The sequence below is a fragment of the Streptomyces sp. NBC_01244 genome (assembly GCF_035987325.1).
Lineage (GTDB): Bacteria > Actinomycetota > Actinomycetes > Streptomycetales > Streptomycetaceae > Streptomyces.
Genome location: NZ_CP108488.1, coordinates 6,229,335 through 6,243,631, shown reverse-complemented (window position 1 = coordinate 6,243,631; position 14,297 = coordinate 6,229,335). Strand labels below are relative to the sequence as shown.

General features: G+C 71.3%; 13 protein-coding genes. 3 read left to right on the top strand and 10 right to left on the bottom strand.

Annotated elements, in window-relative coordinates; genetic code table 11:
- Positions 1–43 precede the first annotated feature (43 nt).
- The 4 genes from OG247_RS28260 to OG247_RS28245 all read right to left on the bottom strand — a co-directional run bounded on the left by OG247_RS28260 (position 44) and on the right by OG247_RS28245 (position 3,846).
- Entirely contained in the window at positions 44–799 is a 756-nt protein-coding gene (locus OG247_RS28260) for an AIM24 family protein (RefSeq protein WP_327254854.1), read from the bottom strand.
- A 17-nt stretch (positions 800–816) separates the two neighbouring features.
- The gene (locus tag OG247_RS28255) at positions 817–1,497 is read right to left on the bottom strand and encodes an AIM24 family protein (protein WP_327257661.1); all 681 of its coding nucleotides are present in this window, start codon (positions 1,495–1,497) and stop codon (positions 817–819) included.
- 29 nt (positions 1,498–1,526) lie between these two features.
- Positions 1,527–3,167 carry a TerD family protein gene (locus OG247_RS28250; protein WP_327254853.1) on the bottom strand — a complete coding sequence of 547 codons (1,641 nt, stop codon included), beginning with the start codon at positions 3,165–3,167 and terminating at the stop codon, positions 1,527–1,529.
- A 139-nt stretch (positions 3,168–3,306) separates the two neighbouring features.
- A complete protein-coding gene (locus OG247_RS28245; RefSeq protein ID WP_327254852.1) occupies positions 3,307–3,846 on the bottom strand; it encodes a M48 metallopeptidase family protein in 540 nt (179 codons plus the stop codon).
- A 246-nt stretch (positions 3,847–4,092) separates the two neighbouring features.
- On the opposite strand from OG247_RS28245, the gene OG247_RS28240 reads away from it, so the two are divergent.
- Complete coding sequence (locus tag OG247_RS28240) at positions 4,093–5,199, top strand: TOMM precursor leader peptide-binding protein (RefSeq protein WP_327254851.1); 1,107 nt, start codon at positions 4,093–4,095, stop codon at positions 5,197–5,199.
- Between the two features lie 5 nt (positions 5,200–5,204).
- On the opposite strand, the gene OG247_RS28235 is transcribed toward OG247_RS28240, so the two are convergent.
- Positions 5,205–8,327, bottom strand: a complete 3,123-nt coding sequence (locus OG247_RS28235; protein WP_327254850.1) for a tetratricopeptide repeat protein — start codon at positions 8,325–8,327, stop codon at positions 5,205–5,207.
- A 224-nt stretch (positions 8,328–8,551) separates the two neighbouring features.
- On the opposite strand from OG247_RS28235, the gene OG247_RS28230 reads away from it, so the two are divergent.
- A complete protein-coding gene (locus tag OG247_RS28230) occupies positions 8,552–9,883 on the top strand; it encodes an ABC1 kinase family protein (RefSeq protein WP_327254849.1) in 1,332 nt (443 codons plus the stop codon).
- A 33-nt stretch (positions 9,884–9,916) separates the two neighbouring features.
- Here the strand turns inward: OG247_RS28230 and OG247_RS28225 are convergent, their stop codons facing one another.
- The 5 genes from OG247_RS28225 to OG247_RS28205 form a co-directional block, all read right to left on the bottom strand.
- On the bottom strand, positions 9,917–10,123 hold the full coding sequence (locus OG247_RS28225) for a hypothetical protein (RefSeq protein WP_243336061.1): 207 nt from the start codon (positions 10,121–10,123) through the stop codon (positions 9,917–9,919).
- Positions 10,124–10,237: 114 nt separating this feature from the next.
- On the bottom strand, positions 10,238–10,570 hold the full coding sequence (locus tag OG247_RS28220) for a hypothetical protein (protein WP_254384046.1): 333 nt from the start codon (positions 10,568–10,570) through the stop codon (positions 10,238–10,240).
- The gene (locus OG247_RS28215; protein WP_214949242.1) at positions 10,567–10,938 is read right to left on the bottom strand and encodes a WhiB family transcriptional regulator; all 372 of its coding nucleotides are present in this window, start codon (positions 10,936–10,938) and stop codon (positions 10,567–10,569) included. Before OG247_RS28215 ends, OG247_RS28220 begins: the two co-directional genes overlap by 4 nt.
- Positions 10,939–11,106: 168 nt before the next feature.
- Positions 11,107–11,478: a hypothetical protein gene (locus OG247_RS28210; RefSeq protein WP_327254848.1), complete on the bottom strand. Its 372-nt coding sequence runs from the start codon at positions 11,476–11,478 to the stop codon at positions 11,107–11,109.
- A 169-nt stretch (positions 11,479–11,647) separates the two neighbouring features.
- Positions 11,648–13,813 (bottom strand): ATP-dependent DNA helicase UvrD2, encoded by a 2,166-nt coding sequence (locus OG247_RS28205; RefSeq protein ID WP_327254847.1) that lies wholly within the window; start codon positions 13,811–13,813, stop codon positions 11,648–11,650.
- A 199-nt stretch (positions 13,814–14,012) separates the two neighbouring features.
- Here OG247_RS28205 and OG247_RS28200 point away from each other — a divergent pair, with 199 nt between their 5' ends.
- Positions 14,013–14,273 (top strand): mycoredoxin, encoded by a 261-nt coding sequence (locus OG247_RS28200; RefSeq protein WP_327254846.1) that lies wholly within the window; start codon positions 14,013–14,015, stop codon positions 14,271–14,273.
- The last annotated feature ends 24 nt before the right edge of the window (positions 14,274–14,297 follow it).

Below are 14,297 nucleotides of genomic sequence, written 5' to 3'. Positions count from 1 at the left end.
CCGATGCGGGGCCGCCCCTTCCGTCCGTCCATCCGTGCCCGGATCAGTTCCAGGCGTTGTTCTGGTTCTGCGCGTGGGCGCCTTGCTGGCCCATGCCGAACTGCGCGGCCGCGCCCTGACCGATCTGGGCGTTCTGCGGCGGGAGCGCCTCGCTGGGCTGGACCAGGGCGAAACCGGTGCCGAGGAAGCTCAGCTCCCAGCCCTCGCCGGTGTTGCCGCGCCGCCGCCAGACGCCGGTGGAGTGCGTCTGGGCCTGCATCTGCACGCGCAGCGAGGTGGACCAGGCGACGATGGCGTCCGCGTCGGCGTTGACGTACTTGTCGGGCGTGACCTGCAGCATCAGCGGCTGCCCGGAGGTCATCAGCGCGACCTTGCCGCGGCCGGTGATGTTGAGCTGGTACTTGCCGGAGCCGGAGATCCCGTACTGGCTGTCCACCGCGATGGCCTCGGTGTGCAGGGTGGAGTCCAGGGCCAGCACGTAGCTGCTGTCGACCGTGAGGCCCTCCTGGTCCACGTCCACGACGTGGACGTACTGCGCCAGGTTGGCGAGGTAGACCGTGCCCTGGCCGGAGCAGCGCATCAGGTCGAGGCCCTCGCCGGTGCGGGCGCGGGCATTGCGCTGGGTGGTGCTCTGGTACTCGCCGTCGAAGTCGATGATCCCCTGGTAGGCGACCATCGCGCCCTTGCGGGCGAGGACGTCGTCGGAGCCGCTCAGCGAGACCCGCAGCAGCTGCGGGTTCTGGACCGCGTACCGCTCCTGGGACTGCGCCTCTGCGTGGGCGAAAAGTGAGCTCTGCATGGTGTGTCTTCTCCCCCTCAGCCCCGGGCCCGGAGCCGGTCGGTGCTGTCCTCGCTGGGCTGTACGACGACGATGCCCTGGCCGGAGAAGGCCATCTGGTAGGCCTCCCCGCTGCCCCGGCCGAGCATCGACGAGGCCTTGAAGCTGCGCTTGCCCTTGACCTTGAGGTTCGGGGACCAGGCGACGAGCGCGTCGGGGTCGACGTACGTCTCGTCCTCGCCGCGGCCGCAGTCGACCACGATCGGCGTGCCGCGCGAGGTGATCGCGACCCAGCCGGTGCCGGCGACCGACACGTTGAACAGGCCCTGGCCGGCGAACTTGGCCATGCCCTTGACCCGCTCCACACCCCACTGGAGGTGGGCGTCGAAGGCGAGCAGGTTGGTGCCGTTGACGGAGAGCGAGTCGTTGTTGAGGTTGATCACGACGACGTCCGCGCCGTAGTCGGCGAGGTAGAGCAGGCCGTCGCCCGTGCACTTCATGAGCGGGGCGCCCTCGCCGGTGAGCCACTGCGAGGCCATCTGGCGGACGGCCGGCGGGTTGGGCTCGTACTGCACGAAGCCCTCGTAGGCGACCATCGATCCGGTGCGCGCGAAGAGGTCCTGGCCGCTCTGCATGGCGACCTTGAGCATCGCGCGGCCGTGGTTCTCCATGCGGGCCGTGACGGGGGTGGGGGCGTAGCCCGCGAGCTGCTGGTTCATTGCGTTCATGGCATTCATGTGGGGCTCCCTCAGACCTCGTACGGCTGGACGACGATGAAGTTGCCGGGAGCGCCGCGGAACTGGAGGTTCACGGTCTCCCCGCTGTGGCCGGGATACGCGTTGCGGCGCAGCCGGACCTGGCTGGAGATGATCACCTGGGAGGCGGCCGACCACGCGACGATGGCGTTGCTGTCCGCGAAGGTGGTCGGGGTGACGGGCAGGACGACGGGCACGCCGTGCGTCTTGACGATCACCGTGCCGGTGCCCTGGAACTGCATGGTGAACAGGGCGCCGCCCGGGATGCCGTGGCCCTCGATGCGGCGGACCTCGTGCTGGAGCGACTCGTCGAAGGCGAGCACGTTCTCGGCGGAGACGCAGATGGCGTCGCCCTGGAGCTCGATGGCGTGCAGGTGGGCGCCTTCCTCCGCGAGGAAGACCTGGCCGCGGCCGGCGCAGCGCATCAGCTGCATCTCCTGGCCGGTGGCGTTGCCGACGACGCGGCCGGCGAAGCCCGCGCCCTTGTAGCTGAAGTCGACCTTGCCCTGGTAGAGGACCATGCTGCCCTGGCGGGCGAGGACGGCCTGGCCGCCCATGGCCAGGTCGACGCGCATGAGCTGCTGGTTCTGCGGGGTCCAGCGGGCGCCGGTGGGTGCTTCCTTGTACGGCTGGAGGGCGGCGGCGAGTCCGGCGCCGGCGGCGGGCACCGCCGTCGCGGGCTGGCCGTAGCCCTGGGGCTGCTGGCCGAAGCCGGGCTGCTGGCCGTACGGGGGCTGCTGCTGGCCGGGGACCTGGCCGTACGAGGGCTGCGGCTGCTGCCCGTACGGCGCCGGGGCCGGGGCGGGCGGCGGGACCTGCCCGTAGGGCGCGGGGGCGGGCGGGGCCAGGGGGGCGCCCATCGGTGCGGCCATGGTGGGGGCCGCGTGGACGGGCTGCTGGTACGGCGCGGGGGCCGGGACCTGTGCCGGGGCGGGGGCCTGGGCGGGGGCCGGGGCCTGGGGCGGCGCGCCGAAGGAGGGCGCCGGGGCCGGGGGCTGCGCCTGGGCGGGAGCACCGAAGGAGGGTGCCGGGGCGGCGGCCTGCGGGGGCGGGGCGAAGCCGGGCGCTGCGGCCGGTGCCTGCGCCTGGGGTGCGGGCTGCTCCTCCTCGGCGACCTCGCCGCCGAAGTTCTGGAGCAGCGCGGCGAGCCCGCCGTCGAAGCCCTGGCCGACGGCGGCGAAGCGCCATACGTCCTTGAGGTAGAAGTCGCCGATCATCAGCGCGCGCTCGGTGCTGAACTCCGAGCCCGAGAAGGAGTACCGGACGACCTCCTCACCGCCCGCCACGATGCGGATGTAGCCGGGGCCGATCTGCGACATCTGCCCGGCGCCGTCGATCGAGGCGGCGAAGGAGAGCTTGTGGATGCCGGCCGGAATGCGGTCCAGGGTCACCCGGAAGGACTCCGTGTCGCCGGCCTGCGTGCCGAGCTGCTGGATGGACTCCTCGGGCGACTTCGGCTGGTTGAAGAAGACGAAGTAGCGGTCGTCCGAAAGCTGTTCGTTGACGTCGAGGCCGAAGCAGCTGATGTCGATGGCGAGTCCTGGCCCGGCGATCTGGACACCCACATAGAGGTCTGTGCCCGGTGTCAGATCACTGATTTTGGCCTTGTGACCGCGTTGGAATTCCCTGGCCATACGTAAGACCGTCCCCCATCCCGACTGTGAATGCGTGCCGCTCAGGCTAACGGCAACCTCGGACATCCGGCCAAGTCGGTACCGACCCGGTACATATCACGAGGCGTGACATGACGGGCATATAGCGGACAAATGCGGATCATTCCTCGCGGGCGGCGGGGACCGTCGGAAGGCGTTCGGCGGCGACGACTCCTTCGAGGTATCCGCGCGCCCGCTCGGTGCGCGGATACGCCTCCAGGAGTTCCCAGAAGCTGGGGCCGTGGCCGGGCACGAGGAGGTGCGCCAGCTCGTGCAGCAGCACGTAGTCGACGACGTACTCCGGCATCCCCTGGATGCGGTGCGAGAGCCGGATGCTGCCTTCGGCCGGGGTGCAGGAGCCCCAGCGGGTGTTCTGGTTGGTCACCCAGCGGACCGTGCGGGGGCGGGCGCGGCCACCGAAGTACTGCTCGGACAAACGCTCGGCGCGCTCGGCGAGTTCCGCGTCCCCGAGGGTGCGCTTGCTCTCCTGGGCCGCCAGCTTGTCGAGCATGACGCCCACCCAGCGCTGCTCCTCGGCCTCGGACATCCGGGCAGGGATGAGGACGACCGTACGATCACCCTCGCGGTAGGCGGATACGGTCCTTCGGCGGCGTGCGCTCCGGCGGACTTCGACGGCGCGCTGCGGTGGATCGGCGGACACGCCATGACGGTACCCGCTCGCCACGGCCGAAGTCCCGCCCCGCCCGCGGTCGAACACGAACCGATGCGCAGTCGGCGGCACGGATACTCCAAAGAACCCCAAGCATTCATTTCATATGCCCAATACCACTCGCCTGTGGACAAACTTGAGCAGGTCTTTCGCAGGGCGGGCAATCTTGCGGAAAGCGACGCGGCCGCAGGGGAATGCGGGGGCGTGAATCGAGCGGCGAATCGAGGGAGGACCGCGATGTATCCGAAGGTGAAGCCGGCGCTGGCCCGGGCCTGGCGGGATCTGCAGACGGTGCAATTCGGTGTGACGCCCGCACATGCGGTGGTGCTCGGCCCGGTGGACACGGCCACGGGCTCGCTCCTCGACCTGATCGACGGGACGCGGGGCATGGAGCTGCTCCGGTCGGAGGGCAAGGCGATGGGTCTCCCGGACGGCCGGGTCGACGAGGTGGTGCGCAGGCTCGCGGCGGCCGGGCTGCTCGACGACGCCACGGCGGGCGGCCCTCGCGCCCAGGCGGTGCGGGACCGCCCCGAGGCTCTGGAGCGGCTCGGCCCGGACCTGGGGTCGCTGTCCTTGGTCCGCCCCCGGCCGGGCGGGGACTTACAGGGGGTCGCCGCCCGCCGGGTGATACGGGTTCAAGTGCGCGGGAGCGGACGGGTGGGCGCGGTGATCGCCTCGGTCCTGGCCGGAGCGGGCATCGGCCGGGTCGAGGTGCTCGACGGGGGCCGCGCGCAGCCTGCGGACGTGGCACCGGGAGGTCTGGGCCCCGGCAGCGTGGGACGCCTGCGCGCCGAAGCCGCGCGGACGGCGGTCCGCGACGCCGCGCCCGGACGCGGGCCGCGGACCGGGGAGAGCGAGGGACCGGAGCCGGGGCTGGCCCTGGTGGTGGTCGCGCCCCGGGACGGGCTGCAGTCCTGGGCCCCCGATCCGGAGACGGCGGCCGACTGGGTCACCACCGGCACCCCGCACCTGTACGCGGGGGTACTGGAGGGCACCGGGCTGGTGGGGCCGCTGGTCCTGCCCGGAGCCACGGCCTGCGCCGGCTGTATGGAGCGCGACCGGATCGAGCGGGACCCGGCCTGGCCGCGCATGCTGGTCCAGTGGCGCTCGGCCCACCGCCGCCGGACCGCCGCCGCCTGCGACCTCGGCCTCTCCACGGCCGTGGCCGGCCTGGCCGCGGCCCACGCCCTGTCCTTCCTCGACGGCGAACTCCCCGCCTCCACCGGCACCCGCTGGGAGGCCTCCCTCCCGACGCTCACCTGGCAGTCCACCCCGGTCCAACCGCACCCCGACTGCCCGTGCGCGGCGGCCGGTGTCCTGGTGGAGCAGGGGGTGAGGGCATGAGGGGGCTAGGCAGGAGGCGCGGTCGTGAGCCTCGCCTCGAGTACCCGGCAGAACCCCTCGATGCGGGCCTCGGCTGCCGGGATCACGGGGATGAGGCTGCGGAGGTTGATGGGCAGGGCGTGCAGTTCCCCCGGCAGCGGAGCGGCTTCCAAAAACTCCGCGAGGCGCTCCTCGGCCCTCTCCCAGTCGGGCATCAGACAGTAGGCGAGAAGGAGGCTGTCCGCTTCGAGGACATCCGGCACTCCGGCATCAGGAGAGCTCCGCAGTTCCACCACGCGCGTCAGGTGGCGGTCACGATCCGGGTGCCCGAGCGCGGCCCTGACTACGGCCATCTCGTAGTGCGTCCACGCGTCATCGGGGTCGAGCGCGAGGGACCGGATGAGGTCGTTGAGCGCCTCGTCATAGTGACCGAGCAGGCGGTAAGCCAGACCTCGAGCGGTGAGTGTGGAGGCATCTGCGGGGCGGAGCTCGACCGCGCGACCGTAATCGACCAAGGCCTCTTCGTGCGAGCCCAGCAGGCGGCGGTAATCAGCCCTCCTTCTGATGCCCCAACTGTTGTCGGGGCTGATCTCACAGACGTGGTCCCAGTCGTCGAGGGCCCGCTCGAAGTGGCCGAGCTTCGCCCAGGTCATCGCGCGCAGGGAGAAAGCCCACGAATGGTCCGGCGCGAGATCGGTGGCGCGATCGAAATCGGCCAGGGCCTCGTCGTACCGTCCCAGCGACAGGAGGCTGTCCCCGCGGCCGGCCCATGCCCAGCCGGAGTTCGGGTCGAGTTCGATGGCCCGGGTGTAGTCCACCAAGGCATCCTCGTACCGCCCCGTCGCCCGATGGGTATCGGCTCTGCCGGCGACCGCTGTGGCGTCGTCAGGACTCACCTCGACGGCCCGCATGAAGTCGGCCAAGGCATCCTCGTTCCGCCCAAGACCGCGCAGGGTAAAGGCGCGGCTGATGAAGGCCCAGGCGTAGTCCGGAGAGAGCTCGATGGCCCGCCTGTAGTCCTCGAACGCCTCCGCGTCGCGGCTCATCGCCCTGAAGGTTTCGGCCCGACTAGTCAAAACCCAGGCCTTGTTGTTGCTCTGGATTGCCAGAGCTCGAGTGAAACCGGCCAGGGCTTCCTCGTATCGGGCCATCGAGTAATAGATCGCGGCGCGGCCGGTGAGCGCCTGGTGATCGTCCGGGCCGATCTGCGTCGCACGGTCGAGGTCGGCAAGGGCCTCCTCGTACCTGCCGGACAAGCGGTACAGGAACCCCCGCCTGATCAAGCTGGAGATCTGGTCCGGATCGAGTTCCATGGCCCGGGTGTAGTCCGCGATCGCCGCCTCGTTGCTCGATGTCAGCGTGTAGGCCAGGGCCCGGCCGGAGTAGGCGCGCTCGGCCTGGGGGTTCAGCGCGAGGGCATCGGTGTAGTCGGCTATGGCCTGCGCGTAGTCCTCGGCACTGTGGTGGTCCCGGCCGCGCAGGGTCAGGGCCAGGGCCCTGCCTTCGGGGGCGAGGCCGGCTCGGGTCAGGAGCAGCGTCAACGCCGCGGTGGCCGGGGCCGGCTGGTCCAGGGCCGTGCCGAGGTCCTGGGACCAGCGGGTGAGGTCCGGGGAGTCCGTGTCGCGCCCCGCCGCCGCCAGGACGGCGGTCCAGCGGCGGAGGGTGGTGATGCCGTGGTCGTAGGCGTCGACCAGGTCCCGGAGCAGGGACGGGAGGGCTGTGCGGGGGTCGGCGCAGAGGCGGTGGTAGGCCTCCTGCAGGCGGTGGCCGCGCCAGGTTTCGTCCGACCACCACCCCTCGGCCGGGGCCGTCGCCTCCTCCAGGCGCTCGCGCCGCCGCCGGAAGGCGTCGGCCAGCCGGGTGTGGAGCTGCTCCCACCGGATCGGGGACTGCCTGCGCTGCAGGCGCAGCATCGCGCTCCGGACCACCTCGTGATAGCGGCAGTGGCCCGAGCGGTCGGTGACGAAGGGCATCGACCGGAGCCAGCCGAAGAGTTCGGCCGCTTCCTCCTCGACCGCGGCCCGGTAGACGTCCTCGTCCAGCTCCTGCGGGAACGCGCAGGCCAGGGCCGCGGCCCGGTGGGCGGGGTCGGGCACCCACTTCAGGAACCGCTCGACGGCGGTGCCGCTCGGGTCCCCGATCTCCTCCACCTCCTCCACCGTGCCCGGCTGCGTCTCGGCCAGGGTCGAGACCAGGACCGGAAGCCGGCCCGACAGGCGCAAGATCACCTCCACGACCCGCTCGTCGGTGACTCCCTTTCCGGTGAGCAGGAGACGTGCCTCGGTCTCGGTGAAGACCTCCAGCGGCCAGTCGGTGACCAGGTCGTGCCAGTCCTCCCAGGTGCGGGCGGCCAGCTTCGACTGTCCGGCCAGGGTGACCAGCACGTTCGCGGGGAACTCCCCGTAGCGTTCGCTGCCCAGTACGTCGCGCAGCCAGGTGTCCAGCATGGGAGCGGTGCGCTCGTAGGTGTCGAAGAAGAGCACGATCCACGGGTGTCTGCGTGCCACCTCGGCGAGCTCTTCGAGGAACACCGGGGTCAACGCGTCCAGCGGGGAGAGGACCAGCTCCACGTCTCCGTGGCTGCGCAGCCGGGTGCTGAGGAGGGCCTTGACCCGGTCCGCGCCGGCGGCGACCTGGTTCGGGTCGACCACGCCGGTGAGCGCACCGACGCCCGGGATCATGCCGAGCCCGGCGAGGCCGAGCTGCGAGGCGATCATGCTGGAAGGGGACGGGGGCGGGGCGGCTCCGGTCACCGGGTCGGGCCCGGTGGCGGCCGCGAGGACTCCGGCGTCGGCCTCGTGCCGGCGCTGGCGATAGGTGGCCAGCAGCTTGTCGAAGCCCTTCATGGCCAGGCCGCGCTGGGTGAACTGGGCGCTGACGGCCTCCATCGTCTCGATGACGTCCGCGGCCGACTCGTCCACGGACGCGGTGACCGCCCCGGCCTCGCGGGCGATGGTCTCCAGGTGCCGTACCAGGGTCGATTTACCGACACCGCCGGGGCCTCGAATGTGGAAGAGGAACTGCGCCGCTTCCTCCGGGGGCTGCCTGAGGGCCACGCGAAAGGCGCTGACCTCGCCCTGTCTGCCGATGAAGCCGATGGAACGGCGTCGCCGGATCAGCTCCTGCCTCGAAGGTCCCCGTCCCGCCATCCCCCAGCCCTTCCACCGGTATTGCGCGGCTCGCTCCAGAACCATGCTGTCCCATGGGGGCGGCCGCCGTCCGCCGACCGGTGGATTCCCGCCGGGTTCCGGGCAGGAGACTCGGCCGGGGTGGGCGCTGAGGGCCATGACAGGATGCCTTTGGCCGGAAAGGCCTTCGGAGGACTCCCCCGAACGCCGCTTGCGGTTCAGCTGTCTGGGAATTGGAGGGGCTCATGTCTGATCTTCCCCGGAAGGCGGTCACCCGTACCGTCAAGCTGGCCGCGCTGCCGCTCGGCATAGCGGGCCGGGCCACTTGGGGGCTCGGCAAGCGGATCGGCGGCAAGTCGGCGGAGATAGTGGCGCGCGAGCTCCAGCAGCGCACCGCCGAGCAGCTGTTCCGCGTACTGGGAGAGCTGAAGGGGGGCGCCATGAAGTTCGGCCAGGCGCTCTCGGTCTTCGAGTCGGCGCTGCCCGAGGAAGTCGCCGGGCCCTACCGGGCCGCGCTGACGAAGTTGCAGGAGGCGGCCCCGCCGCTGCCCGCGGCCACCGTGCACCAGGTGCTGTCGGAGCGGCTCGGCGCGGACTGGCGGGATCTGTTCGAGGAGTTCGAGGACAAGCCCGCCGCGGCGGCCTCGATCGGGCAGGTGCACCGGGCTGTGTGGCACGACGGCCGCCAGGTGGCGGTCAAGGTCCAGTACCCGGGGGCCGGCGAGGCCCTGCTGTCGGACCTGAAGCAGCTGAGCCGGTTCGCGGGGCTGCTCGGGCCGCTGATCCCGGGCATGGACATCAAGCCCTTGATCAAGGAGCTGCGCGACCGGGTCTCGGAGGAGCTGGACTACGAGCTGGAGGCCGAGGCACAGCGGACGCACGCGGACGCCTTCGACGGCGACGAGGACGTGGTCGTGCCGGACGTGGTGCACCAGAGCGACCAGGTGCTGGTGACCGACTGGATCGAGGGGACCCCGCTGTCGGAGGTGATCGCCGACGGGACCCCGGAGGAGCGCGACCGCGCCGGACAGCTGCTGGCCCGGTTCCTCTTCTCCGGCCCCGCGCGCACCGGGCTGCTGCACGCCGACCCGCACCCGGGCAACTTCCGGCTGATCGCCGGGGCGGACGGCCGGACGCGACTGGGCGTACTGGACTTCGGAACCGTCGACCGGCTGCCGGGCGGCTGGCCCAAGCCCATCGGCCGGTCGCTGCGGATGGCGCTGGACGCCGATGCCGAAGGGGTCTACGGGCACCTGCGCGCGGAGGGGTTCGTGCGCGAGTCCATCGAGCTGGAAGCCGACGCCGTGCTCGACTACCTGAGGCCGATGCTCGAACCGGCCGAGGCCGAGGAGTTCACCTTCACGCGGACCTGGCTGCGCGGCCAGGCCGCGCGGATCGCCGACCCCCGCTCCCCCGCGCACCAGTTGGGCCGGCAGATCAACCTGCCGCCCTCCTACCTGCTGATCCACCGGGTGACGCTGAGCACCATCGGGGTGCTGTGCCAGCTCGGCGCCACGGTCAGGCTCCGCGAGGAACTGGACTCCTGGCTGCCGGGGTTCCTGCCCGACGAGGCCTGAGCCGGGCCGCGGCAGGCGGGCGCGGGCGGGCGCTCACCACCAGGCGGAGTCGAGGCGGCCTTCGATGGCGCGGAGGTTCGCACGCGCGCAGTCGACGCAGAAGTACTGTCTGGTCCCGTTCTCCACGGAGCAGGTCCAGGTGGGCGGGGCGCCGGCCGGGGACTGGGCGCCGCAGCGCGCGCAGACGACGGGCGGGGCCTCGGTTCCCGGCGGTGCCGGGTGGGGAGTCGGCTGGTCCACCTCCTGACGATATCCCCGCCGGGGCCGGCGGGCGGTCCGCAACGCACCGGGGGGACCGGCCCGTTCGGGCCGGTCCCCCCGGTGGTTTGTTTCGAGCCGTCTTCCAGCTCTGTCTTAGTGCATGACGGCCATGGCCAGCGCGCGCCGGGCGCGCAGCGAGACGCGCTCGGCTCGGCGCTGCATGCGCCGCGCGGCGACCAGGCGCACGGCGCGACGCTCGGCGTCGACCTCACGCATGCGGTCGTCCATATGGGCACGAGCCATGGCTTCTGGGATGAGTTGCATTTCGCGGGTCCTGTTCTGACGCGAGGTGATCGCGCCGGCGGTGATGAAGTCTGCGGTGGCGGAGCCGTGCGGCTGCTCGCTCGTGGTGGCGTGGGGGGACATGAGGGCCTGCTTCAGGGGGTCGTGCGTGAGGGGGCGGTCGATGGTTCCGTTGGCGGTCATGCCGCAACGACCGGGTTCTTGCGCGGACGGCCACGGGGACGCTTCCGGGCGACGACGACACCCTGGACGAAGAGCTCGCCTCCCCAGACACCCCAGGGCTCGCGGCGCTCCAGCGCACCGGCGAGGCAGGCCTCGACCAGCGGGCAGGTGCCGCAGAGGGACTTCGCGTACTCGACGTCGGCCGGGGACTCGGCGAAGAAGACCTCGGGGTCGTAGGTGCGACAGGCGACGGGCACGCCGAGGTTCTCGATGGCGTCGTCGAGCGCGGTCAGCGCGGTGAGGGGAGTCAAGGTGGAGTCCTCCGGGACTGCGGGCGGGGAGAGGGTCTGGGTCTTCGGTACGGACGGGGCGTGCGCTTCGAGTTGCACGGTGGTTTCTTCCTCGTCTTGTTCGTCTAGTCGTTCCGGCCGGTCGGCCGGGGGCGGCTGGGGTACCTCGCCCCTTCGGTCCGTCGTCCCCTGTTCGGGGACAAACAGAAGGGCCGCGGATCCCGGGTGGGGTTCCGCGGCCCTGAAGGCGCCGGTCTGATCGTCAGATCAGACTGGATCACTCCAGGGTTCGAGCCCGCGGTAGGCCCACATCAGGTGGTGCTGCTTCTTCGTCTGCTGCGTCTTGAATCCGACACTGGCGGCACCGGCACCGGCTGCGGCCGCAAAGGCATAGGCGCCATGCGCCTGGGCTTCTGCTGCCAGTACTGCCACCGGTGCCTGGGTCGGTCGCTCATTGCGCTCACGGATCGGCAGCGCGCTCGGCGCGGCGGGCCGGACGGAGCTGTCGGCGCAAATGGCGGACAGACCGGTGACCGGCAGACCGGTACCCGTGAGGGCAAGGAGCGTGGAGGAGCCGAGAGTGCAGGAAGCGGCGACCGAGCGATCGGTCATTTTGGTGGTGGTGATGAAGCTGGTCACTGGTCTCGCCTCCTCTCGGCGTCTCGGAGACTTCGGCCCGGAGGCCTGGTCCCATGCGTATTCGGATAAGTACAGCACGGATCGGGGGCTTCGGAGAAGCCACCGTTTCCGTTGCTAAGAACCTATGGGGCTTCGCTGGGCATGTGCAAACTATTTTTCCGACGAGTTTCTACGCGTCGCCAGGATCTTCCGTCCCGGGGTCCCCACCTGCACAGATGGCCAGCACGTCCGCTCCGTACCGCTCCAGCTTCCGGGCGCCCACGCCGGAGATCATCGAGAGCTCTCCCTCCTGCGAGGGTGCGGCCTCCGCGATGGCCATCAGCGTCTTGTCCGTGAAGACGCAGTAGCCGGGCATGCCCTGCTCCTTCGCCTGGACGGCGCGCCAGTCGCGCAGCCGCTCGTAGAGCCCTTCGTCCATGTCCGAAGGGCAGTCCTCGCAGCGCATCAGTTTCAGCTCGCCGGCGTCGGTCAGGGTCTTGCGGCAGACCCGGCACACGGCCGGGCCGCGGCGGCCCCGTTTGCGGGCACCGGGCTCGACCGGACCGCCCGGCCTGCTTCCCGGTGCCAGGGAGCCCGGCCTCAGGCCGTTCAGGAAGCGACTGGGGCGTCGGGACCCGCGGCCGCCCGGAGTCCGGGAGAGGGCCCAGGAGAGCGTCAGGTGGTGCCGGGCGCGGGTGACGCCGACGTAGAGCAGCCGGCGCTCCTCCTCGACCTGCTCGTCCGTCTTCGCATAGGTGATCGGGATCATGCCGTCGGTCAGGCCCACGAGGAACACGGCATCCCACTCCAGGCCCTTCGCCGCGTGCAGCGAGGCGAGGGTGACGCCTTGGACGGTCGGGGCGTGCTGGGCGGCCTTGCGTTCGTCCAGCTCGATCGTCAGGTCGGCCAGGGTCGCGGACGGCCGGCTGCGGGCGAAGTCCTCGGCGAGCCGGACCAGCGCGGCCAGCGATTCCCACTGGTCACGGACGGCGCCGGAACCGGCGGGCGGTTCGCCGGTCCAGCCGGTGGAGCTGAGGACGGCCCGGACCTGGGAGCCGAGCTCCACGACGTCGTCGAGCAGCCGGTCGTTGCCGCCGGAGCGGGCGGCTCCGCGCAGGGCGAGGATCGCCTTCTGCACCTCGGCGCGCTCGAAGAAGCGCTCGGCTCCGCGCAGTTGGTAGGGGACTCCGGCGTCGGCGAGGGCCTGCTCGTAGACCTCGGACTGGGCGTTGATGCGGTAGAGCACGGCGATCTCGCCCGCCGGGACGCCGGCCGCGACGAGGTCCCGGATCCGGTGGGCGATGCCCTCGGCCTCGGCGGGCTCGTCGGGGTACTCGGCGTAGACCGGGTCGGGGCCGGTCTCGCGCTGGGAGACCAACTCCAGGCGGTGCTCGGCGGCGCGGCCCTTGGCCTGGGCGAGGAGCCCGTTGGCGAGGTGGACCACCTGCGGCGTGGAGCGGTAGTCGCGGACCAGCTTGACCAGGGTGGCCTGCGGGTACTTGGTGCGGAAGTTCAGCAGGTGGTCGGGGGTGGCACCGGTGAAGGAGTAGATCGTCTGGCTGGCGTCGCCGACCACGCAGAGGGTGTCGCGCTCGCCGAGCCAGAGGTCCAGCAGCCGCTGCTGGAGCGGGCTGACGTCCTGGTACTCGTCGACGACGAAGTGCTGGTACTGGGTGCGGATCTGCTCGGCGATGTCGTGGCGGTCCTGCAGGATACCGACGGTGAGGAGCAGCACGTCCTCGAAGTCGATCATGCCGCGGTCGCGCTTGAGCTGCTCGTACGTCCCGTAGATCTGGGCGATCTCGGCCAGGTCCCGGGGGGCCTCGCGGCCGGACTTGCGGGCGGCCGCCGGATAGTCGGCGGGCACCGTCTGGGTGACCTTCGCCCACTCGATCTCGCCGGTGACATCGCGCAGCTCGCCCCGGTCGAGGCGGATGCGGCAGCGCGCGCCCGCCTCGGCGACGAACTGGATCTTGCGCTCGAGCAGCCGGGGCACGTCGCCGCCGACCGCCTTGGGCCAGAAGTACTGGAGCTGGCGCAGGGCGGCGGAGTGGAAGGTCCGCGCCTGCACCCCGCCCGCGCCCAGCTCGCGCAGGCGGCCGCGCATCTCGCCGGCGGCCCGGTTGGTGAAGGTGACGGCCAGCACGCTCGCCGGCATCAGCTGGCCGGAACGGACCCCGTAGGCGATGCGGTGGGTGATCGCCCGGGTCTTGCCCGTGCCGGCGCCCGCGAGCACGCACACCGGCCCGCGCAGGGTCGTCGCGACCTCGCGCTGCTCCGGGTCCAGGCCCAGGAGCACCGCGTCGGCCGAGTCGGCGCCGGGCGTGAAGGATGAGGAGTGCGTTGCTGATGTCACCCCGCCATGCTGCCAGGTCTCGTGGGGAGGCCGGGAAATCCGTCCACAGGCCGCCGGTACTCGTCCGACGGGAACATGGTCGTACCGGAGCGGGGTACGGGCACCCTCCCGCGGGCGGGCGGGAATGGGCGCGCGGTCCCGTACGTTCAACCACTCGGGCCAACCGGGCCGACGAGCATCCACGAATGGAGAGCGCAGCATGCAGGACGCGGGAACGGTCACGATGTACAGCACGACCTGGTGCGGCTACTGCCGTCGGCTGAAGAGCCAGATGGACCGGGAAGGCATCGCCTACACCGAGATCAACATCGAGCTCGACCCCGAGTCCGCGGCGTTCGTGGAGAAGGCGAACGGCGGCAACCAGACGGTTCCCACCGTCCTCGTCACCTCCTCCGCGGGCAGCGAGTCCGTCATGACGAACCCGAGCCTGGCCCAGGTCAAGCAGGCCCTCGCCGTCTGATGTGCTGAACACCACGCACGGAAA

Bases quoted from the DNA above. Each gene is read 5' to 3' on its own strand.
- OG247_RS28260 (WP_327254854.1), bottom strand. From the start codon at position 799: ATGCAGAGCTCACTTTTCGCCCACGCAGAGGCGCAGTCCCAGGAGCGG.
- OG247_RS28255 (WP_327257661.1), bottom strand. From the start codon at position 1,497: ATGAACCAGCAGCTCGCGGGCTACGCCCCCACCCCCGTCACGGCCCGC.
- OG247_RS28250 (WP_327254853.1), bottom strand. From the start codon at position 3,167: ATGGCCAGGGAATTCCAACGCGGTCACAAGGCCAAAATCAGTGATCTG.
- OG247_RS28240 (WP_327254851.1), top strand. From the start codon at position 4,093: ATGTATCCGAAGGTGAAGCCGGCGCTGGCCCGGGCCTGGCGGGATCTG.
- OG247_RS28235 (WP_327254850.1), bottom strand. From the start codon at position 8,327: ATGGCGGGACGGGGACCTTCGAGGCAGGAGCTGATCCGGCGACGCCGT.
- OG247_RS28230 (WP_327254849.1), top strand. From the start codon at position 8,552: ATGTCTGATCTTCCCCGGAAGGCGGTCACCCGTACCGTCAAGCTGGCC.
- OG247_RS28220 (WP_254384046.1), bottom strand. From the start codon at position 10,570: ATGACCGCCAACGGAACCATCGACCGCCCCCTCACGCACGACCCCCTG.
- OG247_RS28200 (WP_327254846.1), top strand. From the start codon at position 14,013: ATGCAGGACGCGGGAACGGTCACGATGTACAGCACGACCTGGTGCGGC.